The 20,921-nt window shown below is 73.3% G+C and carries 18 protein-coding genes; 12 read left to right on the plus strand and 6 right to left on the minus strand.

Annotated elements, in window-relative coordinates:
- Nucleotides 1–550 (minus strand): Phenylacetic acid catabolic protein (locus RIF68_RS02275; RefSeq protein WP_309049377.1); only part of this gene is annotated, 550 nt, incomplete at its 3' end.
- Nucleotides 551–662: 112 nt separating this feature from the next.
- Between RIF68_RS02275 and RIF68_RS02280 the strand changes: the two genes are divergently transcribed.
- The 3 genes from RIF68_RS02280 to RIF68_RS02290 are packed head-to-tail and all read left to right on the plus strand — an operon-like array spanning nt 663 to nt 3,291.
- Nucleotides 663–1,352: a DUF5819 family protein gene (locus RIF68_RS02280; RefSeq protein WP_309049378.1), complete on the plus strand. Its 690-nt coding sequence runs from the start codon at nt 663–665 to the stop codon at nt 1,350–1,352.
- Nucleotides 1,349–2,620, plus strand: coding sequence for an HTTM domain-containing protein (locus RIF68_RS02285; protein ID WP_309049379.1), 1,272 nt, complete (start codon nt 1,349–1,351; stop codon nt 2,618–2,620). Before RIF68_RS02280 ends, RIF68_RS02285 begins: the two co-directional genes overlap by 4 nt.
- The gene (locus tag RIF68_RS02290) at nt 2,617–3,291 is read left to right on the plus strand and encodes a TrmH family RNA methyltransferase (RefSeq protein WP_309049380.1); all 675 of its coding nucleotides are present in this window, start codon (nt 2,617–2,619) and stop codon (nt 3,289–3,291) included. Before RIF68_RS02285 ends, RIF68_RS02290 begins: the two co-directional genes overlap by 4 nt.
- 89 nt (nt 3,292–3,380) lie before the next feature.
- On the opposite strand, the gene paaN is transcribed toward RIF68_RS02290, so the two are convergent.
- The gene (paaN, locus tag RIF68_RS02295; protein WP_309049381.1) at nt 3,381–5,078 is read right to left on the minus strand and encodes a phenylacetic acid degradation protein PaaN; all 1,698 of its coding nucleotides are present in this window, start codon (nt 5,076–5,078) and stop codon (nt 3,381–3,383) included.
- A gap of 190 nt (nt 5,079–5,268) precedes the next feature.
- Here paaN and RIF68_RS02300 point away from each other — a divergent pair, with 190 nt between their 5' ends.
- Entirely contained in the window at nt 5,269–6,792 is a 1,524-nt protein-coding gene (locus RIF68_RS02300) for a 3-hydroxyacyl-CoA dehydrogenase (RefSeq protein WP_375165158.1), read from the plus strand.
- Nucleotides 6,789–7,382, plus strand: coding sequence for a TetR/AcrR family transcriptional regulator (locus tag RIF68_RS02305; protein ID WP_309049382.1), 594 nt, complete (start codon nt 6,789–6,791; stop codon nt 7,380–7,382). The genes RIF68_RS02300 and RIF68_RS02305 overlap by 4 nt, the downstream gene beginning before the upstream one ends.
- A 90-nt stretch (nt 7,383–7,472) precedes the next feature.
- Here the strand turns inward: RIF68_RS02305 and RIF68_RS02310 are convergent, their stop codons facing one another.
- Nucleotides 7,473–8,051, minus strand: coding sequence for an Lrp/AsnC family transcriptional regulator (locus tag RIF68_RS02310; RefSeq protein ID WP_309049383.1), 579 nt, complete (start codon nt 8,049–8,051; stop codon nt 7,473–7,475).
- Nucleotides 8,052–8,228: 177 nt separating this feature from the next.
- On the opposite strand from RIF68_RS02310, the gene pdhA reads away from it, so the two are divergent.
- The 7 genes from pdhA to RIF68_RS02345 all read left to right on the plus strand — a co-directional run bounded on the left by pdhA (nt 8,229) and on the right by RIF68_RS02345 (nt 16,404).
- A complete protein-coding gene (gene pdhA, locus RIF68_RS02315) occupies nt 8,229–9,389 on the plus strand; it encodes a pyruvate dehydrogenase (acetyl-transferring) E1 component subunit alpha (RefSeq protein ID WP_309049402.1) in 1,161 nt (386 codons plus the stop codon).
- The gene (locus RIF68_RS02320) at nt 9,389–10,426 is read left to right on the plus strand and encodes an alpha-ketoacid dehydrogenase subunit beta (protein ID WP_309049384.1); all 1,038 of its coding nucleotides are present in this window, start codon (nt 9,389–9,391) and stop codon (nt 10,424–10,426) included. The genes pdhA and RIF68_RS02320 overlap by 1 nt, the downstream gene beginning before the upstream one ends.
- On the plus strand, nt 10,426–11,856 hold the full coding sequence (locus tag RIF68_RS02325) for a dihydrolipoamide acetyltransferase family protein (RefSeq protein WP_309049385.1): 1,431 nt from the start codon (nt 10,426–10,428) through the stop codon (nt 11,854–11,856). The genes RIF68_RS02320 and RIF68_RS02325 overlap by 1 nt, the downstream gene beginning before the upstream one ends.
- A gap of 33 nt (nt 11,857–11,889) precedes the next feature.
- Entirely contained in the window at nt 11,890–12,798 is a 909-nt protein-coding gene (locus RIF68_RS02330; protein ID WP_309049386.1) for an NTP transferase domain-containing protein, read from the plus strand.
- A complete protein-coding gene (locus RIF68_RS02335) occupies nt 12,795–14,261 on the plus strand; it encodes a molybdopterin molybdotransferase MoeA (RefSeq protein ID WP_309049387.1) in 1,467 nt (488 codons plus the stop codon). The genes RIF68_RS02330 and RIF68_RS02335 overlap by 4 nt, the downstream gene beginning before the upstream one ends.
- Before the next feature lie 20 nt (nt 14,262–14,281).
- Nucleotides 14,282–15,343 carry a potassium channel family protein gene (locus tag RIF68_RS02340; RefSeq protein ID WP_309049403.1) on the plus strand — a complete coding sequence of 354 codons (1,062 nt, stop codon included), beginning with the start codon at nt 14,282–14,284 and terminating at the stop codon, nt 15,341–15,343.
- Nucleotides 15,344–15,417: 74 nt separating this feature from the next.
- Nucleotides 15,418–16,404, plus strand: coding sequence for an NAD(P)H-quinone oxidoreductase (locus RIF68_RS02345; RefSeq protein WP_309049388.1), 987 nt, complete (start codon nt 15,418–15,420; stop codon nt 16,402–16,404).
- Nucleotides 16,405–16,524: 120 nt separating this feature from the next.
- Here the strand turns inward: RIF68_RS02345 and RIF68_RS02350 are convergent, their stop codons facing one another.
- From RIF68_RS02350 to RIF68_RS02360, 3 genes are all read right to left on the minus strand, one after another.
- Nucleotides 16,525–17,070: a bacterial proteasome activator family protein gene (locus RIF68_RS02350; RefSeq protein WP_309049389.1), complete on the minus strand. Its 546-nt coding sequence runs from the start codon at nt 17,068–17,070 to the stop codon at nt 16,525–16,527.
- A gap of 97 nt (nt 17,071–17,167) precedes the next feature.
- Nucleotides 17,168–20,032 (minus strand): ABC transporter permease, encoded by a 2,865-nt coding sequence (locus RIF68_RS02355; RefSeq protein ID WP_309049390.1) that lies wholly within the window; start codon nt 20,030–20,032, stop codon nt 17,168–17,170.
- Complete coding sequence (locus RIF68_RS02360; RefSeq protein ID WP_309049391.1) at nt 20,029–20,787, minus strand: ABC transporter ATP-binding protein; 759 nt, start codon at nt 20,785–20,787, stop codon at nt 20,029–20,031. Before RIF68_RS02360 ends, RIF68_RS02355 begins: the two co-directional genes overlap by 4 nt.
- Between the last annotated feature and the right edge of the window lie 134 nt (nt 20,788–20,921).

Below are 20,921 nucleotides of genomic sequence, written 5' to 3' on the forward strand. Positions count from 1 at the left end.
AGACGCGGATCATCGCGCGTGCGTACGGCCCGTAGGAGCAGCGGCAGAGGGGGACCTGGTTGGTGATGGCGGCGCCGTCGACGAGCCAGCCGATGGCGCCGACGTCGGCCCAGGTGAGGGTGGGGTAGTTGAAGATCGAGGAGTACTTCTGGCGCCCGGAGTGGAGCTTGTCGAGGAGCTCGTCCCGGTTGACGCCGAGGGTTTCGGCGGCGCTGTAGAGGTAGAGGCCGTGGCCCGCCTCGTCCTGAACCTTGGCCATGAGGATGGCCTTGCGGCGCAATGAGGGCGCGCGGGTGATCCAGTTCGCCTCGGGCTGCATGCCGATGATCTCGGAGTGGGCGTGCTGCGCGATCTGGCGGATGAGCGTGGCCCGGTAGGCCTCGGGCATCCAGTCGCGCGGCTCGATGCGCTCGTCCGCGGCGACGGCTGCGTCGAACACCGCCTCGTACGCGGCCTGCTCGGCTTCCGAGGCGACGTACGACACGCCGTGCGCGCCGGACCCGCCCGGCGTGCCCGCGGTCACTGCCGTCCCTGCCGTCCCTGCGGTCATCGGACCCCCTACCGACCGATCGTTCGGTTGAATGACTTCAATGGTGAGTCGGCGGCCCGTATGGTGTCAACCCTGTGGATAAGTGGTGTGGGCCGATCGGGATCGGGGCGGGATGGACACACACGTCGACGAGGACCGGAACGCCGCAGGCATCCTGGCGCTGTCCCTGCCCTACCAGGTCGTCGCGGCCGTGGCGCTGGCCGTCGTCGGCGTCCTCACCTGTGCGCACCTGACCATGGTGTTTCTGCACGTGGCGCCGTCGAACACGCTGACCAAGCGGCACGGTCAGGCGGTCGACGACTGGATCTACCCGGAGTTCGAGCAGAACTGGAAGCTCTTCGCCCCGAACCCGCTCCAGCAGAACGTCTCCGTCGAGGTCCGGGCCGAGCTGGCCACCGAGGGCGGGGCACACACCACCACCTGGATCGACCTCACCGCCCAGGACGCGCGGGCGATCCGCCACCATCCGTTCCCCAGCCACACCCAGCAGAACCAGCTCCGCCGGGCCGTGGACTTCTACCTCGGTTCGCACTCCGACGAGGACGTGGCCGACGGGCCGCGCGGGCGGCTCTCCGAGGAGTACATGCACCGCATCGCGGTCCTCCGCCTCGTCCGCCTCGCCGCGCAGGGCGACCGGCGGCTCGACGGGGACCTGCGGCGCGTGCAGCTCCGGTCCGTCACCCGGCCCGTACCGGCCCCCGCGTGGAGCACCGAGACGACCGCGACCACGCCGTCCTACCGCGACTTCCCCTGGTGGCCGGTGAGCCGGGCCGACCGCGGGCCGGCGGAGGGCGTCCGATGAGCACGCCGGACGATCTGACGAGGACCACGGCAACCGGGGCGCGGGACGGGAAGGCAGGCCTCGACCAGCGGCTCGCGCGCGCCGTGCAGGCCGTCACCGCCCGGGCCCTCGGCCCGTACCAGACCGCGATCGTCCGGATCGGTTTCTCCCTGACCTGGCTGGCCTTCCTGCTGCGCGAGCTGCCCCACCGGCACGAGCTGTACGGCCCCGACGGGCCCTGGTCCCTCGAACTGGCCCGCCGGCTCGTCGCCGACAACCGCGCCTTCTCCGTGCTCCTGTGGACGGACGGACGGCTCTGGTTCGAGTTCGTGTACGGCGTCGCCGTCCTCTCCGCCGTCCTGCTGCTCCTCGGCTGGCACACCCGCGCCGTCTCCGTCGTCTTCATGGCGGGAGTGCTCTCCCTCCTCAACCGCTCCGTCTTCGTCGGCGACGGCGGCGACAACGTCCTCCACCTCGCGTCGATCTACCTCGTTCTCGTCCGCTGCGGACAGGTCTGGTCCCTCGACGCCCGGCGGGCCGCCCGGCGCGCGCGCGAGGCAGCCGCAGGACCGCCCCCGCGCCGTGATCTGGCCGGGCCCCTCCTGTGGACCGTCCTCGGCGGTTTCCTGCTCGCCACCACGTGGTTCCACGACGTCACGGGTGAGTGGTGGGTGGTCGTGCTGCTGTGGGTGCTGTGGCTCGGGCACGGGCTGTGGTGGCTGGTGAGCCGGTACGGGGCGGGCGAGGCGCGCGTCCTGCTCGACGTGCTCGCCAACCTGGCGCACAACGCCGCGCTCATCGTGCTCATGGCCGAGGTCTGTCTGATCTACGCCACCGCCGGCTGGTACAAGGTCCAGGGGTCCCGCTGGCAGGACGGCACCGCCCTCTACTACCCGCTCCACCTGGACTACTTCACGCCCTGGCCCGCCCTTTCCGAGCTGCTCGCCTCCGGCGGGGTGATGGTCATGCTGGTGACCTACGGCACCGTGGCCGTCCAGGTCGCCTTCCCCTTCACGCTCCTGCACCGCGGGACCAAGAACGTCCTGCTGGTCGTCATGATGCTGGAGCACGCCGGCATCGCCGTGCTCCTCGGGCTCCCCGTCTTCTCCCTCGCGATGATCTCCGCCGACGCCGTCTTCCTGCCGACCGCCTTCCTGGTCGCGGCGGGGGCCAGGGCGGCGCGGATGCGGGACCGGCTCCTGCGCATCCGCCCCGGAGGGGTGCCGGGGCAGCGCCGTACGGGTGAGGGGAAGGCGTCCGGGGCCGGTCCCCGTACCCTCGTCGGGTGAGCACCACCGAAGAACAGTCCGAGCCGATCGCGCACGTCGAGCCCGTTCAGTACGACGAGGGGTTCGGCCCCGAGATCGGCGTCGGGCCGCACCCGCTGCCCTGGCCGGAGGACGAGCGGTACGACCCCGAGCTGCTGGCCGGCGGCGACCGGCGCAACGTGGTCGACCGCTACCGGTACTGGACGCGGGAGGCGATCGTCGCCGACCTGGACACCCGGCGGCACGACTTCCACGTCGCCGTGGAGAACTGGGGCCACGACTTCAACATCGGGTCGGTGGTCCGGACCGCCAACGCCTTCCTCGCGAAGGAGGTCCACATCGTGGGGCGGCGGCGCTGGAACCGGCGCGGAGCCATGGTCACCGACCGCTACCAGCATGTCCGGCACCACCCCGACACGGAGTCCCTGACCGCCTGGGCCGCGGCCGAGGGCCTGCCCATCATCGGCATCGACAATCTGCCCGGGGCCGTACCGCTGGAACGGACCGTGCTGCCGCGACGCTGCGTCCTGCTGTTCGGGCAGGAAGGGCCGGGGCTGACGGAAGAGGCGCGGAAGCGGGCGGAGATGGTCTGCTCGATCGCGCAGTTCGGGTCGACGCGGTCGATCAACGCGGGGGCGGCGGCGGCGATCGCCATGCACGCCTGGGTGCAGCGGTACGCGGAGATCGGCTGACGGGCGCGGGGGCGGGAAGGGGATCCCTCCCACCCCGCCCCTTCGCGGGATCCTGACGGGACCGGGGGCCTGCCCCCGGTCCCGGGGCCTTACGCCTGGCGGCGGACTTCCACCACCCGGAAGCGGTTGGCGACGAAGGCGGCGTCGCACAGGGCCGCGTTGGCGGCGGGGTTGCCGCCGGAGCCGTGGAAGTCGGAGAAGGCGGCCGTCTGGTTGACGTAGACGCCGCCCGTGAGGTTGAGGGAGAGCTGGGCGGACTCCTCCAGGCAGACCTCCTCGACGGCGCGCTCGACGTCGGGGGAGGTGGTGTAGGCGCCGACCGTCATGGCGCCCTTCTCGCGGACCGTGCGGCGCAGCAGGTCCAGGGCGTCGGTGGTGGAGTCGACGGAGACGGCGAAGGAGACGGGGCCGAAGCACTCGGAGAAGTAGGCGGCCTCGGCGTCGGGCTTGGAGCCGTCGAGCTTGACCATGACCGGGGTGCGGACGACGGCCTCGGGGAAGTCGGGGTTGGTGATCTCGCGGGAGGCGAGGGCCACCTCGCCGAGGTCGGCGGCGGCCTCCAGGCGGGCCTTGACGTCCGGGTTGACCAGGGCGCCGAGCAGGGCGTTGGCACGCGCGTCGTCGCCGAGCAGGCCGCCGACCGCCGTCGCGAGATCGGCGACGACCTCGTCGTACGACCTGGGCCCCTGGTCGGTGGTGATGCCGTCGCGGGGGATCAGCAGGTTCTGCGGGGTGGTGCACATCTGGCCGCTGTACAGGGACAGCGAGAACGCCAGGTTGGAGAGCATGCCCTTGTAGTCGTCGGTGGAGTCGATCACCACCGTGTTGACGCCGGCCTTCTCCGTGTACACCTGGGCCTGGCGGGCGTTCGCCTCCAGCCAGTCGCCGAAGGCGGTGGAGCCGGTGTAGTCGATGATCCGGATTTCGGGGCGGACCGCCAGGGTCTTGGCGATGCCCTCGCCCGGCCGCTCGGCCGCGAGCGCGACCAGGTTCGGGTCGAAGCCGGCCTCGGCGAGCACCTCGCGGGCGACCCGCACGGTGAGGGCGAGCGGCAGCACGGCGCGCGGGTGGGGCTTCACCAGGACGGGGTTGCCGGTGGCGAGCGAGGCGAACAGACCCGGGTAGCCGTTCCAGGTGGGGAAGGTGTTGCAGCCGATGACCAGGGCGATGCCGCGGCCGACCGGGGTGAACTCCTTGCTCAGCTCCAGCGGGTCGCGCTTGCCCTGGGGCTTGGACCAGGCGGCGCGGCCGGCGGGGGTGCGGGTCTGCTCCGCGTACGCGTAGGCCACGGCCTCCAGACCGCGGTCCTGGGCGTGCGGTCCGCCGGCCTGGAACGCCATCATGAACGCCTGACCGCTGGTGTGCATGACGGCGTGGGCGAACTCGTGGGTGCGGGCCGAGATCCGGCCGAGGATCTCCAGGCAGACGAGGGCGCGGGTCTCCGGACCGGCGTCGCGCCAGGCACCCATGCCGGCGCGCATGGCGGGCAGCAGGACGTCGAGGTCGGCGTGCGGGTACTCGACGCCGAGCGCCGGGCCGTAGGGCGAGACCTCGCCGCCGGTCCAGCCGTCGGTGCCGGGCTGGTCGAGCTCGAAGCGGCTGTTCAGCACGGCCTGGTGCGCGGCGAGGCCGGCCGCCGCGTCGAGGGAGCCGTCCTCCCCGTACGCCTTGGGGTGCTCCGGGTGGGGCGACCAGTAGGCGCGGGTGCGGATCGTGTCGAGTGCCCGATCGAGCGTGGACCGGTGCTTCTCGGCCAGACGGTCGGTGGTCAGCTGAGCGGTGGCCATGGATGGACCAACTCCTCATCGAGCTGGGCAGGGAGACGCGTACGGAGTTAGAGTAACCGAACGATCGGTCGGGACAAGGGGGTCCGTCGATCCTGTGGAAAACCCATCGGGGAGGATCACTCCTATGAGCGCCAACGTGACCGTCAGGGGGAGCGACGACGTGACCGCCCGTGAGTCCGCCGCCCTCGCCGTGGCCGCCCTCGCACAGGACCGGACCGTCGCCGTCGTCGGCACGGGCACCATGGGCCAGGGCATCGCCCAGGTCGCACTGGTCGCCGGTCACCCCGTGCGCCTCCACGACAGTGCCCCCGGCCGGGCCGTGGAGGCCGTCGCCGCCATCGGTGCCCGGCTCGACAGGCTCGTGGAGAAGGGCCGCCTCGACGGCGCCGCCCGGGACGCGGCAGTCGGCCGGCTGCACGCCGCCGCCGACCTGGAGGAACTGGCCGACGCCGCGCTCGTCGTCGAGGCGATCGTCGAGCACCTCCCCGTCAAGCGGCAGCTCTTCGCCGACCTGGAGAAGGTCGTCGGCGACGACGCGGTCCTCGCGACCAACACCTCCTCCCTGTCCGTCACGGCCATCGCGGGCGGTCTGCGGCTGCCGGGCCGCTTCGTCGGGCTGCACTTCTTCAACCCGGCGCCGCTCCTGCCCCTCGTGGAGGTCGTCAGCGGCTTCGCCACCGATCCGGACGTCGCCACGCGCGCGTACGTCACGATGAAGGCCTGGGGGAAGACGCCCGTGCGCTGCGCGGACACCCCCGGGTTCATCGTCAACCGCATCGCACGGCCCTTCTACGCCGAGGCCCTGCGGGTGTACGAGGAGGGCGGGGCCGATCCGGCGACGATCGACGCGGCGCTGCGCGAGTGCGGCGGGTTCCGGATGGGCCCGTTCGAGCTGACCGACCTCATCGGGCAGGACGTGAACGAGGCCGTCACCCGCTCGGTGTGGGAGGCCTTTTACCAGGACCCGAAGTTCACGCCCTCGCTCGCGCAGCGGCGGCTCGTCGACTCGGGCCGTCTCGGACGCAAGGCGGGGCACGGCTGGTTCTCGTACGCCGAGGGCGCCGAGCGGCCCGAGCCGCACACCGCGCCGCCGGCCGAGGCGCCCCGTCGGATCGTCGTCCACGGCGACCTGGGACCCGCCGAACCGCTCGTCGGCCTCTTCGAGGAGGCCGGGATCGGCGTCCGGCGCACCGCGCGGGCCGGCGACGGACACGGGTACGTGGCCCTGCCGGGCGGCGGTGAGCTCCACCTCGCCGACGGCGAGACCTCCTTCGAGCACCCCACCGAGGACATCGTCCACTTCGACCTCGCGCTCGACTACGCGGCAGCGAGCCGGATCGTGCTGTCGAGCCGTGAGGACATCGCCCCCGAGGTCCTCACCGAGGCGGTCGGGCTCTTCCAGGCGCTCGGCAAGCGGGTCTCGGTCATCGGTGACGTGCCCGGCATGATCGTGGCCCGTACGGTCGCGATGCTGGCCGATCTCGCGGCCGACGCGGTCGACCGGGGCGTCGCCACCGCCGAGGACGTCGACACCGCGATGCGACTGGGTGTGAACTACCCGGCCGGACCGTTGGAGTGGGCGTCGAAGGCGGGTCACCGGCGACTGTCCGGTCTGCTCCACTCGCTGCACGAGCGGTACCCGACGGGCCGGTACGCCCCGAGCCCCGCCCTCATGCGGCGTGCCTACGCCGAGGACCGGGAGGACGCCTCGTGACCACGGCCAGACGCGACACCTACACCCCCGAGACACTGCTCTCGGTCGCGGTGCGGGTCTTCAACGAGCGCGGTTACGACGGCACCTCCATGGAGCACCTGTCCAAGGCGGCCGGGATCTCCAAGAGCTCGATCTACCACCACGTCGCGGGCAAGGAGGAGCTGCTGCGGCGGGCGGTCAGCCGGGCGCTCGACGGGCTGTTCGCCGTCCTGGACGAGCCGGACGCCGGCCGCGGCCGGGCCGTGGACCGGATCGAATACGTCACCCGCAGGACCGTCGAGGTGCTCATCGCCGAGCTGCCGTACGTGACGCTGCTGCTGCGGGTGCGGGGCAACACGTCCACCGAGCGGTGGGCGATGGAGCGGCGCCGCGAGTTCGACCACCGGGTGGCCGAGCTGCTGAAGGCGGCCGCCGCCGAGGGGGATCTGCGGGCCGACGTGGACAGCCGGCTCGCCACCCGGCTCCTCTTCGGCATGATCAACTCGCTGGTGGAGTGGTACCGGCCCCAGCAGGCGACCGCCGAGGAGCGGGACGAGCTCGCCGGGACGGTCGTACGGCTGGCCTTCGACGGGCTGCGGACGGCCCGCTGACCACCTGAATCCCGGGCCGCCGGGTGCCTGCGGGCCCCCGGGGCCGGGGCGGGCCTGCCTTCCGGGGCCCATGGTTCGCGTGCGCCCCTCTCAGGGCTGCGGGTCCGCGTCCAGGTCCGTCTCCTCGAAGACCAGCAGCGTGCGCGTGGACAGCACCTCGGGGATCGACTGGAGGCGGGTGAGCACCAGCTCCCGCAGCGTCCGGTTGTCCGGCGTGTGGACCAGCAGCAGGACGTCGAAATCCCCGCTGACCAGCGCGATGTGCGCGGCTCCCGGCAGCTTTCTGAGCTGCTCGCGCACCGTCCGCCAGGAATTCTGGACGATCTTGAGCGTGATGTAGGCGGAGGCGCCGTGGCCCGCCCGCTCGTGGTTGACCCGGGCGCTGAACCCGCGGATCACCCCGTCGTCGATGAGCCGGTTGATCCGCGCGTAGGCGTTGGCCCGCGAGACGTGCACCCGCTCGGCCACGGACCGTACCGAGGCACGGCCGTCCGTCTGGAGCAACCGCAGGATGTCGCGGTCGATCGCGTCGAGCGGCCGCGCCGGGGCGGCGTACGCCGGCGTGCCCACCGGGGTGCTCAGGAGTTCACCCGGGGGTTCGGCCCCGGCCTCGTCCCGTTCCCCGCCCGGAACCGTGCTCCGGTCGACGGCCATTTGTTCATCCGCCATGTCCCCCCGCCTCTCTCCGCTGGACGACCTGCTCCTATCCCAGGCTGTGGAGAACCGTTTGTCCACAGGCTGGAGGTGCCTGTAGCCAAAATGCCTCCACGACCGAACAATCGGTAGGTGAGGCGCGCCACACTCGCGCCACCCGCCTTCGGGTCTTGTGCCCGCTCCCACGAGGAGGTGGACTCGTTGCAACAGCGCAGTTCGACAGTCCAAGAGCCGCCCGGTGACACCGCCGCCTACCGGCCCACCCCGCCGCCGGCGTGGCAGCCGCGCACCGACCCCGCGCCGCTGCTGCCCGAGACCGAGCCGCTGCGCGTGCTCGGTACGGACGCCGTGGCCGACGCCGACCCCGCGCTGCTGCGCCGGCTGTACGCGGAGCTGGTCCGCGGCCGCCGGTACAACGCCCAGGCGACCGCCCTCACCAAGCAGGGCCGGCTCGCCGTCTACCCGTCCACCACCGGACAGGAGGCGTGCGAGGTCGCGGCCGCGCTCGCCCTGGAGGAGCGGGACTGGCTCTTTCCCTCCTATCGGGACACGCTGGCGGCCGTCGCCCGAGGTCTCGACCCCGTGCAGGCCCTGACGCTGCTGCGCGGCGACTGGCACACCGGTTACGACCCGCGCGAGTACCGGGTGGCGCCGCTGTGCACACCGCTCGCCACGCAGTTGCCGCACGCCGTGGGCCTCGCCCACGCGGCCCGGCTCAAGGGTGACGACGTGGTCGCGCTCGCCATGGTCGGCGACGGCGGCACCAGCGAGGGCGATTTCCACGAGGCGCTGAACTTCGCCGCCGTGTGGCAGGCCCCGGTGGTGTTCTTCGTGCAGAACAACGGCTTCGCGATCTCCGTGCCGCTGGCCAAGCAGACGGCGGCCCCCTCCCTCGCCCACAAGGCCGTCGGGTACGGCATGCCGGGCCGCCTGGTCGACGGCAACGACGTGGTCGCCGTCCACCAGGTGCTGACCGAGGCCGTGGCCCGTGCCCGGCGCGGTGGCGGTCCCACCCTCGTGGAGGCCATCACCTACCGGATCGACGCCCACACCAACGCCGACGACGCCACCCGCTACCGCGCGGACGGCGAGGTCGAGGCGTGGCGGGCCCACGACCCGATCCTGCTGCTGGAGAGGGAGCTGACCGAGCGCGGGCTGCTCGACGAGGACGGCAGGCGCGCGGCGGCCGAGGCCGCCGAGACGATGGCCGCGGAGCTGCGCGAGCGGATGAACGCCGACCCGGTGCTCGACCCGATGGCGCTGTTCTCCCACGTGTACGCGGAGCAGACCGCGCAGCTGCGCGAGCAGGCGGCCCAGCTGCGGGCCGAGCTCGAAGCCGAGGGTGAGGCGTGATGACGACGGCGACGACCGGTCCTGCGGCGGCCAAGGCGGCCGGGAAGCCGAAGCCGGCCACGATGGCGCAGGCGCTGCAGCGGGCCATGCGCGACGCGATGGCGGAGGACCCCACCGTCCATGTGATGGGTGAGGACGTCGGCACGCTCGGCGGCGTCTTCCGGGTCACCGACGGCCTCGCGAAGGAGTTCGGCGAGGACCGCTGCACGGACACCCCGCTGGCCGAGGCGGGCATCCTCGGCACGGCCGTCGGCATGGCCATGTACGGGCTGCGGCCCGTCGTGGAGATGCAGTTCGACGCCTTCGCGTACCCGGCGTTCGAGCAGCTGATCTCGCACGTGGCGCGGATGCGGAACCGGACGCGTGGCGCGATGCCGATGCCGATGGTCATCCGTGTGCCGTACGGCGGCGGGATCGGCGGCGTCGAGCACCACAGCGACTCCTCCGAGGCCTACTACATGGCCACGCCCGGCCTGCACGTGGTGACCCCGGCGACCGTCGAGGACGCGTACGGGTTGCTGCGGGCGGCCATCGCCTCCGACGACCCGGTGGTCTTCCTGGAGCCGAAGCGGCTCTACTGGTCCAAGTCCGACTGGTCGCCCGAGGCGCCGGCGGCGGTCGAGCCGATCGGGAAGGCCGTGGTGCGGCGGCACGGCACCAGCGCCACCCTGATCACGTACGGCCCCTCCGTGCCGGTCTGCCTGGAGGCGGCCGAGGCCGCCACCGCCGAGGGCTGGGACCTGGAGGTCGTCGACCTCCGCTCGCTCGTGCCCTTCGACGACGAGACCGTCGCCGCCTCCGTGCGGCGCACCGGCCGCGCGGTCGTGGTCCACGAGTCGAACGGTTTCGCCGGCCCGGGTGCCGAGATCGCCGCCCGGGTGACCGAGCGCTGCTTCCACCACCTGGAGGCGCCGGTCCTGCGGGTCGCGGGCTTCGACATCCCCTATCCGCCGCCCATGCTGGAGCGGCACCACCTGCCGGGCGTGGACCGCGTCCTGGACGCGGTGGCGCGGCTCCAGTGGGAGGCGGGGAGCTGATGGCCCAGGTGCTCGAATTCAAGCTGCCCGACCTCGGTGAGGGACTCACCGAGGCGGAGATCGTCCGCTGGCTCGTGGACGTCGGGGACGTCGTGACGATCGACCAGCCGGTCGTCGAGGTCGAGACGGCCAAGGCGATGGTCGAGGTGCCCTGTCCGTACGGAGGGGTCGTCACCGCCCGGTACGGGGAGGAGGGCACCGAACTCCCCGTCGGCGCCCCGCTCCTGACCGTCGCCGTCGGAGGGGCCGAGACCGGACAGGCGACCGGCCCGGAGGCCTCCACCGCCCCGGCCGGCGCGGCGGCCTCGGCCGCCGTCTCCTCGGAGTACTCGGGCAACGTGCTCGTCGGGTACGGCACGGCGGGCCCCACCGCCCGCCGCCGCCGTGTCCGCCGGGACAACCCCGCAGCTCCCTCAGCTCCCGCGGCCCCCGCCCCCGCCCCCGCGGCCCCCGCCCCCGCGGCCTCCGCCGCGGCGCCGGCGCCCGCCCCGGCCCCCGCCGAGGCGCCCGCCCCGGTCGCCATGGCGTCCGCGAACGGGGCCGTCCATGACGGGCCCGTGCCGGTCATCTCGCCGCTGGTGCGGAAGCTGGCCCGTGACCGGGGGCTCGACCTGCGGCAGGTCCGCGGTTCGGGGCCCGAGGGCCTGATCCTGCGGGCCGATGTCGAGCAGGCCCTCGCGGCCCTGGAGCGGCCCGCCGTCCCGGCTCCCGCGGCCGTCCCGGTTCCCACCCCGGTGGCCGGCGGCGAGCGGGTCCCGCTGCGCGGCCTGCGCGGCGCCGTGGCCGACAAGCTGTCCCGGAGCCGTACCGAGATCCCGGACGCGACCTGCTGGGTCGACGCCGACGCCACCGAACTCATGGCGGCGCGGGCGGCGATGAACGCGGCGGGCGGTCCGAAGATCTCGCTCCTCGCCCTCCTCGCGCGGATCTGCGTCCACGCGCTCGGCCGGTTCCCGGAGCTCAACTCCACGGTCGACACGGCCGCCCGGGAGATCGTCCGGCTGCCGTCGGTGCACCTCGGTTTCGCGGCCCAGACCCCACGCGGACTGGTCGTCCCCGTGGTCAGGGACGCCGGGGCCCGCACGGCCGAGTCGCTGACCGAGGAGTTCGCCCGCCTCACCGAGTCGGCACGGCAGGGCACGCTCACCCCCGCCGATCTGACGGGTGGCACCTTCACCCTCAACAACTACGGGGTGTTCGGCGTCGACGGCTCCACACCGATCATCAACCACCCGGAGGCCGCCATGCTCGGCGTCGGCCGGATCATCCCCAAGCCCTGGGTCCACCAGGGCGAACTGGCCGTCCGTCAGGTGGTGCAGCTCTCGCTCACCTTCGACCACCGCGTCTGCGACGGCGGCACGGCCGGCGGCTTCCTGCGGTACGTCGCGGACTGTGTGGAACAGCCCGCGGTCCTGCTCCGCACGGTCTGACCGGCGCCGCGCCCGCCCGGCCCGTCTCCCTGGATGAGACGGGCCGGACAACCGCGGCCCGGTCCGGCCCATACTGCTGGAGTGACCACCGCATACGACGCCGTCGTCCTCGCCGGCGGCTCCGCCAGGCGCCTGGGCGGGGCCGACAAGCCCGGCGTACGGGTCGGGGGCCGGCCCCTGCTCGACCGGGTCCTCGCGGCCTGCCCCGACGCCGGCCGGACCGTCGTCGTCGGAGAACCGCGCCCCACCCTCCGGCCCGTCCTGTGGACACGGGAGGAGCCGCCCGGCGGAGGCCCGGTGGCCGCCCTCGACGCCGGCGCGGCCGAGACCGGCGCCGACGTGCTGGTGGTTCTCTCCGCCGACCTGCCCTTCCTCGGCCGCGACACCGTCCCCCGCCTGCTGGGCGCCCTCACCGGCGCCCCCGACGCCGAGGCGGCGCTCCTCACCGACCCCGGCGGCCGCGACCAGCCGCTCGTCGCCGCCTACCGGGCCGCGCCGCTGCGCCACGCGCTGGACCGGCTCCGCCACGATCACCGTGGTCTCGCTCACATGCCGCTGCGGCATCTCACCGGTTCCCTGCGTCTCACCAGGACCACCGCGGACCCGCTCGCCTCCTTCGACTGCGACACCTGGGAGGACATCGTCACGGCCCGCGCCCGCATCAGGGAGCATGGGACCGTGCTGGACGAATGGATCACCGCAGTCAAGGACGAGCTGGGCATCGAGCTGGACGTCGACACCGGCGTCCTGCTGGACCTGGCCCGGGACGCCGCTCACGGAGTGGCCCGCCCCGCCGCCCCCCTCACCACCTTCCTGGTGGGGTACGCGGCCGCACAGGCCGCCGCCGGAGGCGAAGGCGGGCCGCGGGCCGTCGCCGAGGCCGCCCGCAAGGCGGCGGCCCTGGCGCAGCGCTGGGCGGCCGAACAGGACGAGGCCGGATGACCTCCTCCTCCCGGGCCCCTCAGGAGCCCCCGCCCACCCCGGCCGCGCCCGCCGCCCCCGCGTGGACTCCTGGCGAGGGCGACCCCGTTCGGGCTCCGGCGCAGGCCGGGCCCGTACCCGGCGGAGCTCCCGAAGCACACCGGGCCACCCCCTGGCCCGAGGCGCGGGTCGCCGCCGTGCGGGCCGGGAGCGCCGCCCGGGCCGGGCGCGCGCCGGTGCGCGTCCCGCTGGGCGGGGCGCTCGGCCGGTTCCTCGCCGAACCGCTCCTGGCCCTGACCGACCTGCCGTCCTTCGACACCTCGGCCATGGACGGCTGGGCCGTCGCGGGCGACGGTCCCTGGACCGTCCACGAGGGGGGTGCCGTGCTCGCCGGGCACGGGCCCACCGGTGCTCTCGCCCCCGGCGAGGCCGTACGGATCGCCACGGGTGCCCGCGTCCCGGCCGGGACGACCGCCGTCCTCCGTACCGAACACGCGCGTACGGAGCCCGGGGCGGCGGGGCCTTCCGCGTCGCGGCCCGACCGGACGGGGAGCCTGGACCCGAGGGAGGGACCGGCGCTCTCCGACGCCCCGCCCCCCACCGCCTCCGCCGGTCACGTGCTCCACGCGCTGCGCGAGGTCGTGGCGCGGCAGGACATCCGGCCGCGGGGGCAGGAGTGCCGGACCGGTGACGTGCTGCTGCCCGGGGGCGCGCCGGTGACCCCGGCCGTGCTCGGCCTCGCCGCGGCCGCCGGGTACGACGAACTCGCCGTCCTGCCCCGCCCCCGCGTGGAGGTCCTGGTCCTCGGCGACGAACTGCTCACGGAGGGCCTGCCGCACGACGGCCTCATCCGGGACGCGCTCGGTCCGATGCTCGGCCCCTGGCTGGAGGCGCTCGGCGCGGAGGTGCTCGCCACCCGCCGGATCGGCGACGACGCCGAGGCGCTGTACGCGGCGGTCACCGGCTCCGCCGCCGATCTCGTCGTCACCACCGGCGGTACGGCGGCCGGGCCCGTGGACCACGTCCACCGTGTGCTCGACAAAGCGGGGGCCACGCTCCTCGTCGACGGCGTGAAGGTCCGGCCCGGCCACCCCATGCTCCTTGCGTCGCTCGGCTCCGGCCGGCATCTGGTCGGTCTGCCGGGCAACCCGCTCGCCGCGGTCTCCGGCCTCCTCACCCTCGGGGCGCCGCTCCTCGCGGCCCTCGCCGGTACCCCGGCGCCCGCCCCGTACCGCGCGCCCGTCGCCGACGCGGTGCACGGCCATCCCCATGACACCCGGCTCGTCCCGGTCGTACGCCGGGACGGGCGGGCCGTTCCTCTGCACTACAACGGCCCGGCCATGCTCCGCGGCATCGCCGCCGCGGACGGTCTCGCCGTCGTTCCGCCCGACGGCGCCCACGCGGGCCAGGAGCTGGACATCCTCGATCTTCCCTGGCCGGTGGCGGCGGGGGCCTCCCCGGCCCAAGGAGCGTGTTTCACGTGAAACTTCCCAACCGTGACGTCATGGCCCGCCATGCGGACGAGAAGGTCACCGGGTCACGGATCAGACTGCCCCGGCAGGTGGTCGAGAGACCCCTGCGGCAGGTCACCAAGCGGCTCGTCATGGCGCTCGCCGTGCTCGCCCTCACGGTCCTCATCGTCTACCTCGACCGGGCGGGCTACCACGACAACGCCAACGAGACGCTCGACTTCCTCGACTGCGTCTACTACGCGACCGTGACCCTCTCCACCACCGGTTACGGCGACATCGTGCCGCACAGCGACTCGGCGCGGCTCGTCAACGTCCTGCTCGTCACGCCCCTGCGCGTCCTGTTCCTGATCATCCTGGTCGGCACCACTCTCGAAGTCCTCACCGAGCGGACCCGGGAGGAGTGGCGACTGAACCGCTGGAGGTCCACCTTGCGCGACCACACCGTCATCGTCGGCTTCGGCACCAAGGGGCGGTCCGCGATCCAGACCCTCTGCGCGACCGGACTGCGCAAGGAGCAGATCGTCATCGTCGACCCCTCGGAAAAGGTCATCGCCACGGCGAACGCGGACGGGTTCGCCGGTGTCATAGGAGACGCGACCCGCAGTGACGTGCTCATCCGCGCCGAGGTGCAGAAGGCGCGTCAGATCGTCATCGCCACCCAGCGGGACGACACCGCCGTCCTCGTCACCCTGACGGCCCGCCAGCTCAACCGCGGAGCGAAGATCGTCGCCGCCGTCCGCGAGGAGGAGAACGCGCCGCTGCTGCGCCAGTCCGGCGCCGACGCCGTCATCACCAGCGCCAGCGCCGCCGGACGCCTTCTCGGCCTCTCCGTCCTGAGCCCCAGCGCGGGCACCGTGATGGAGGACCTGATCCAGCAGGGCTCCGGACTCGACCTGGTCGAGCGCCCGGTGACGAAGGCCGAGGTCGGCAAGAGCGTCCGTGAGACCGACGACCTGGTGGTCACCGTCCTGCGCGGTCACCGGCTGCTCGGCTACGACGACCCGGCCGCCAGTCCGCTCCAGTCCCTGGACCGGGTGATCACGATCGTCCGTGCCGCTCCCGTCACCCCGCTCAGCACACCCCCGGAGGACTGACCCGCCTCCGCCCACCACGCCCCGCGGGAGACCGAGCCCGCCGTCCGGTGGGGCGCGGGAGTAGCCTCGCCGGCATGCATGCGATCACGATTCCGGAACCCGGTGGTCCCGAGGCCCTCGTCTGGGCGGAGGTACCCGATCCCGTGCCCGGCGAGGGCGAGGTCCTCGTCGAGGTGGTGGCCGGCGCCGTCAACCGCGCCGATCTGCTCCAGCGCCAGGGCTTCTACGACCCGCCGCCCGGCAGCTCCCCGTACCCCGGCCTGGAATGCTCGGGCAGGATCGCCGCACTCGGCCCCGGTGTGTCCGGCTGGTCGGTCGGTGACGAGGTCTGCGCGTTGCTCACCGGCGGGGGTTACGCCGAACGGGTGGTCGTGCCCGTCGGCCAGCTCCTGCCGGTGCCGGAGGGGGTCGACCTCGCCACGGCCGCCGCGCTCCCCGAGGTGACCTGCACGGTCTGGTCCAACGTCTTCATGATCGCCCACCTGCGGCCGGGCGAGACCCTGCTCGTGCACGGTGGCGCCAGCGGAGTCGGCACGATGGCGATCCAGCTCGCCAAGGCGGTCGGCGCCCGTGTCGCGGTGACGGCCGGAAGCCCCGAGAAGCTGGCCCGGTGCGCCGAACTGGGCGCGGACGTCCTCATCGACTACCGCGAGCAGGACTTCGTCGACGAGGTGCGCAAGGCGACCGACGGGGCGGGCGCCGATGTCGTCCTCGACATCATGGGCGCCAAGTACCTGGAGCGGAACGTGAAGGCGCTGGCGGTCAACGGCCGCCTCGTGATCATCGGTCTCCAGGGCGGCGTGAAGGCCGAGTTGAACCTGGGGGCGCTGCTGGCCAAGCGCGCCGCCGTCATGGGCACCACCCTGCGCTCGCGGCCCCTGCAGGAGAAGGCCGCGATCGTCGCCGCCGTCCGCGAGCACGTCTGGCCGCTGATCGGCGCCGGAACGGTCCGGCCCGTGGTCGACCGCACGGTGCCGATGCCCGAGGCGGCCGAGGCGCACCGGGCCCTGGAGACCGGCTCCCCGGTCGGCAAGGTCCTGCTGCTCACGCCCGGGAACTGAGCCCGGACACCGGAACGGGCCCGGCATCACCCGTGGTGACGCCGGGCCCGTTCCTCCCGACGGCCGTACGACTCCGGGAGGTACGCACCTTGGGGGTGCGGCATTCCGGAGGTACGGCTCCTAGAGGTACGGTCCCGAGCGGGCCGCGTGACCGCGGCCGTGGTCGTCGTCCTCGTCGTGCGAGGCGCCCGGGGGCAGCGCCCGGCGCATCTGCTCCAGTTGGGCACGTGCCGCCATCTGCTGGGCGAACAGCGCCGTCTGGATCCCGTGGAACAGACCCTCCAGCCAGCCCACCAACTGCGCCTGCGCGATCCGCAGTTCCGCCTCGGACGGCACCGTCTCGTCGGTGAACGGGAGCGACAGCCGCTCCAGTTCCTCCACCAGTTCGGGTGCCAGACCGTCCTCCAGCTCCTTCACGGAACTGGCGTGGATCTCCTTCAGCCGTACGCGGCTCGCCTCGTCCAGAGGGGCCGCCCGCACTTCCTCCAGAAGCTGCTTGATCATGCTGCCGATGCGCATGACCTTCGCAGGCTGCTCGACCATTTCCGTCACCGGGACCTCGCGGGATTCGTCGTCACCCTGGCGGCCACCGAGCGCCATTCCGTCCTGTCCCACGACGAGGACCTGGGGGCTCTCCTGCGACCTGTCATTCCTCGGCATATCCATGCCGCCATTCTCTCGCACACATGCCTCTCCGGACGGTGTGCCCCGGGAGGAGAGTGATCCACCCTCCTCCCGGGGCACAGGACGGCAACGAAGAACGTCAGGTCACGGCGCGCCGCGCCACGGCCCCCCGCGAGCGGGTCACCAGGGCCGCCAGGAGGGCTGCCCCGAGCGGAACGGCGACCAGGAGGACGGCCAGCGTCTCCCAGGGGATGACGATCGGCACGTACGGCGGGGTGACGTCGAGGCTCCAGCCCTCGGCGAGAGCCTCCTCGTGGAAGCGGATCTCCTGGCGCTCCTCGGTGAGCCGCAGCCCCATCGCGGGCAGGACGCCGGCTGCCGAGCCGAGGACGACACCCATGGTGGCGACCACTCCGCACTGGAAACCGCTGAGCGTACGGCGCACGCGGGGCGGGGCGCCGACAGCCGCGAGGGTCTTCAGGTCCGCCTCGGCGTCCGCCTGGGCGAGGCCGGTGGCGATGGCGGCCGCGCCGATGGTGACCAGACCGGCGAAGACGGCCAGCGAGAGCAGGACGATGCTGGACTCGTCGGTGAAACCGGTCTCCACGTGGACCTCGGCGGAGCCGCCGAGCTTGGCGAGTTCGGCGTCCAGCTTCTGGCGCTGCTCCTCGTCGGGCATCCGGTCGGTGCTGAAGTAGGAGCCGTACGGGACCGTGGTGAGTCCGGCGGCCTTGGCGGTGGCGGGGGTCATCAGCGCCTGGAGGCCGTACGACGTCGGCTCGCCCCGCACCAGGTAGGCCGGTATCGGGCTGACCTCGCCGGGGGCGGGAAGGCCCTTCTCCATGGCCTTGTCGGCGGCGACCGTGTCGGTGACGCGCTTGATGCCGAGGGTGCCGTTCCTGTCGATCAGCGGCCGGTGGAAGGTGACGATCTTCCCCTCGGCGAGAGCCTTCTCGGCGCCGGCGTCGTCGATGCCGAGGACCTTGAGCAGCTTGGCGTCACCCACCAGCAGACCGCCTTCGACGTGCATGTTCCCGCCGTTGCCGTTCTGCTCGCACCGCCAGTCCTCGGTGAGGAGCTTGCGGCGCTGCTCGGGCGCGTACTTCTCCGAGGCGTCGCCGCCGCCGGGGACCCTCACGTACAGCGGGCACTCGTTGGCCTTGGGGACGACCAGTTCGTAGCGGCCGCAGCCCGGTCCGCCGCCCCACGGCGGGCAGCCGAGCTTGCCGACCTGGACGCGCTCGACGTCGGCCCGCACATCGACGGGCAGGTTCCGCTCGACGGCCTCGCGGACCGCCGGGACGTCCCGGCCGCCCTCCTCCAGGACGACGGCGGAGACGGCACCGTGCGGCAGCATGGCCTCGTACTCGGCCCGGGACTGGGCGTCCCGGCTCGCGCCGTAGGTGGAGACGGCGACCGTGCCCGCGACGGCGGCGAGGACGGCGGCGACGGCCGGGGCCGTACGTCCCCGGTTGCGTACCGCGTCGCGCAGGGCGAGGCGGGGGGCGAGCGGCAGCCAGCGGCCGAGCCGGCCGAAGAGGCCGACGAGGGCCGGGGTCATGGCGACCACACCCAGCTCGGCGATGGCGGAGCCGCCGGCCACGATCATGAACTCGTCGCTCATCACGGAGCCGTAGAGGGCGATCGTTCCGCCGAGGAGCAGCGCGCCGAGACCGACGAGCGGCAGGACCCTGCTGCTCCGGCGGACACCGCGGCGGCCGGTGAGCGAGGCCAGGACGGTCTGGCGCGAGGCGGTGACGGCCGGGACGACGGCGGCGAGCAGACCGGTCAGGACGGCGATCAGGGCGATGCCGAGGAGTTCGAGCGGCCGGATGTCGAAGGCGCCGAACCGCTGGCCCATCAGCTCCTCGAGATACGGCTCCAGAGCGAGGGTCAGGATCAGGGCGAGGACCGTGCCGACCAGGGCGGCGGCGACACCGATGACGAGTCCGCCGCTGAGGACGATGGCCCGGATGTGGCTGCGGGCACCGCCGTTGGCGCCGACCAGGCCGAGCTGACGGCGGGAGCGGCGGGCGCCGACCGCGAAGGCGGGACCGGCGAGCAGACCGATCTCCAGCATCGCCAGGCCCACGACGGTACCGGCGGCGGCGAGCTCGGCGGCGTTGGCCGCGGCACTGGTCCCGTAGTTGCCCCAGCCCTCCTTCTTGTAGAGCGGCACCTCGGAGTCGGCGGGCGGGTCCAGGACCACGGCGCGCGACATGACCACGACGCCCATGGCGTTGATCTGCTGGACCGTGTTCCACGTGAAACCACCACGGTGGCGCACCAGATACGAGGTGGAGGACTCGGGCGCGGGGAGGCCGGACTTCTCGACGGCCTTCGCGTACGGAGCGAGGAACGCTCCGGGCAGCGCGTTGATCTGGAGGCTCTCGAGCTCGTCGGGAAGTTCGTAGGAGCCGACGATCCGATACGGACGGTCGAAATTGCGGGCGGAAACGGTCGAGCCGACCGTCAGACCACTCGTCTTCAGGAAGTGCGAGGTCGCCATGACCTCGTCGGGCTTCCCGGGGTGACGGCCGTCGAGGAGGGTCATGATGCCCCGGGCGACCGGATCACCGGCCTGGAGCTCGCGCACCTCGGCCTGGAGCAGCCCGTGACGCGTGGTCAGCCTGGCCGAGCCCGTGGAGTCGGTGAGCACCGAGGCGCCCCGGGGGACGGCCCGGTCGAGGTCGGTGGGACCCGTCGGCCACGCGCCGTCCCCGGTGTCCTTCGCCGGGGCGTAGTTGTCCCCTTCGGGGGTCTGGAGAAGCGGAACACCACCCATCCTGGCGTCGAGGAAGCGGGCGTCCGCGGCACCGATGCTCCGGTCCATCTGCTCGGCCGGGGACAGCTCGGAGCTGCGGTAGGTCAGGTCGAAGGCGCTGACGCCGAGGATGGGCAGGGCGATCATCGCGAGGACGAGGGCGCTGCGGCCCTTGGCGCGCCAGGCGTCGCGGCGGGCGATGCGTATCGCGGCCCGCCAGGAGTGGAACCAGGTCTTCACCGCTCGGCCACCTGTCCCCAGGACGGGCCCTGGCCCTGGCCCGTGAGCAGCGAGTCGGCCTCGCTGCGGACGGTCTGGTCCACGATGGCCCCGTCGCGCAGGAACACGACCCGGTCGGCCCAGGCGGCGAACCGGGGCTCATGGGTGACGAGGACGCCGGCGGCTCCCGCGTCGCAGCGGGAGCGGAGCAGGGCGAGGACGGACTCGCCGGTCTCGGAGTCGAGCGCGCCGGTGGGCTCGTCGGCGAGGACCAGTCGGCGGTCACCGACGAGGGCGCGGGCGATGGCCACCCGCTGCTGCTGGCCGCCGGACATCTCGTCGGGGAAGCGGTCGGCGAGATGGCCGAGGGACATCTCCTCCAGGGCGGCGAGCGCCTCGACGCGGGCCTTGCGGGCGGAGACACCGTCGAGCTCGCGGGGGAGGGCGACGTTCTCGGCGGCCGTGAGGGCCGGGATGAGGTTGTAGTCCTGGAAGACGTAGCCGATGCTGCGGCGGCGCAGGGCCGCGAGCTCCTTGAGGCCGGCGGTGGTGATGTCGGTGTTCTCGACGATCACCCGGCCCGAGGTCGGCATGTCGAGGCCGCCGGCGATGGTGAGCAGCGTCGACTTGCCGGACCCGGAGGGTCCCATCACGGCGACCAGCTCGCCCGGGTGGACGGCGAGGTCGATGCCGCGCAGGGCGTGCACCTCGGTGGCGCCCGAGCCGTGCACCCGGACGAGGTTCTGGAGTTGCAGCACGGGCTGCTGTGTGGACATGGAGGGGTCCCCCTTGGTCGTACGCGGCGGTGGGCCGGTACGGAGCGAGCGATGAACGGTGCGGTGGTGTACGGGGCGGGGCGGCCGGCCGGGGCGCGGGCAGGTCGGGCCGGTTCCGGGCCGGTCCCCCGCCG

Origin of the sequence: Streptomyces sp. (genome assembly GCF_031178505.1) — a bacterium.
Taxonomy (GTDB): domain Bacteria; phylum Actinomycetota; class Actinomycetes; order Streptomycetales; family Streptomycetaceae; genus Streptomyces; species Streptomyces gulbargensis.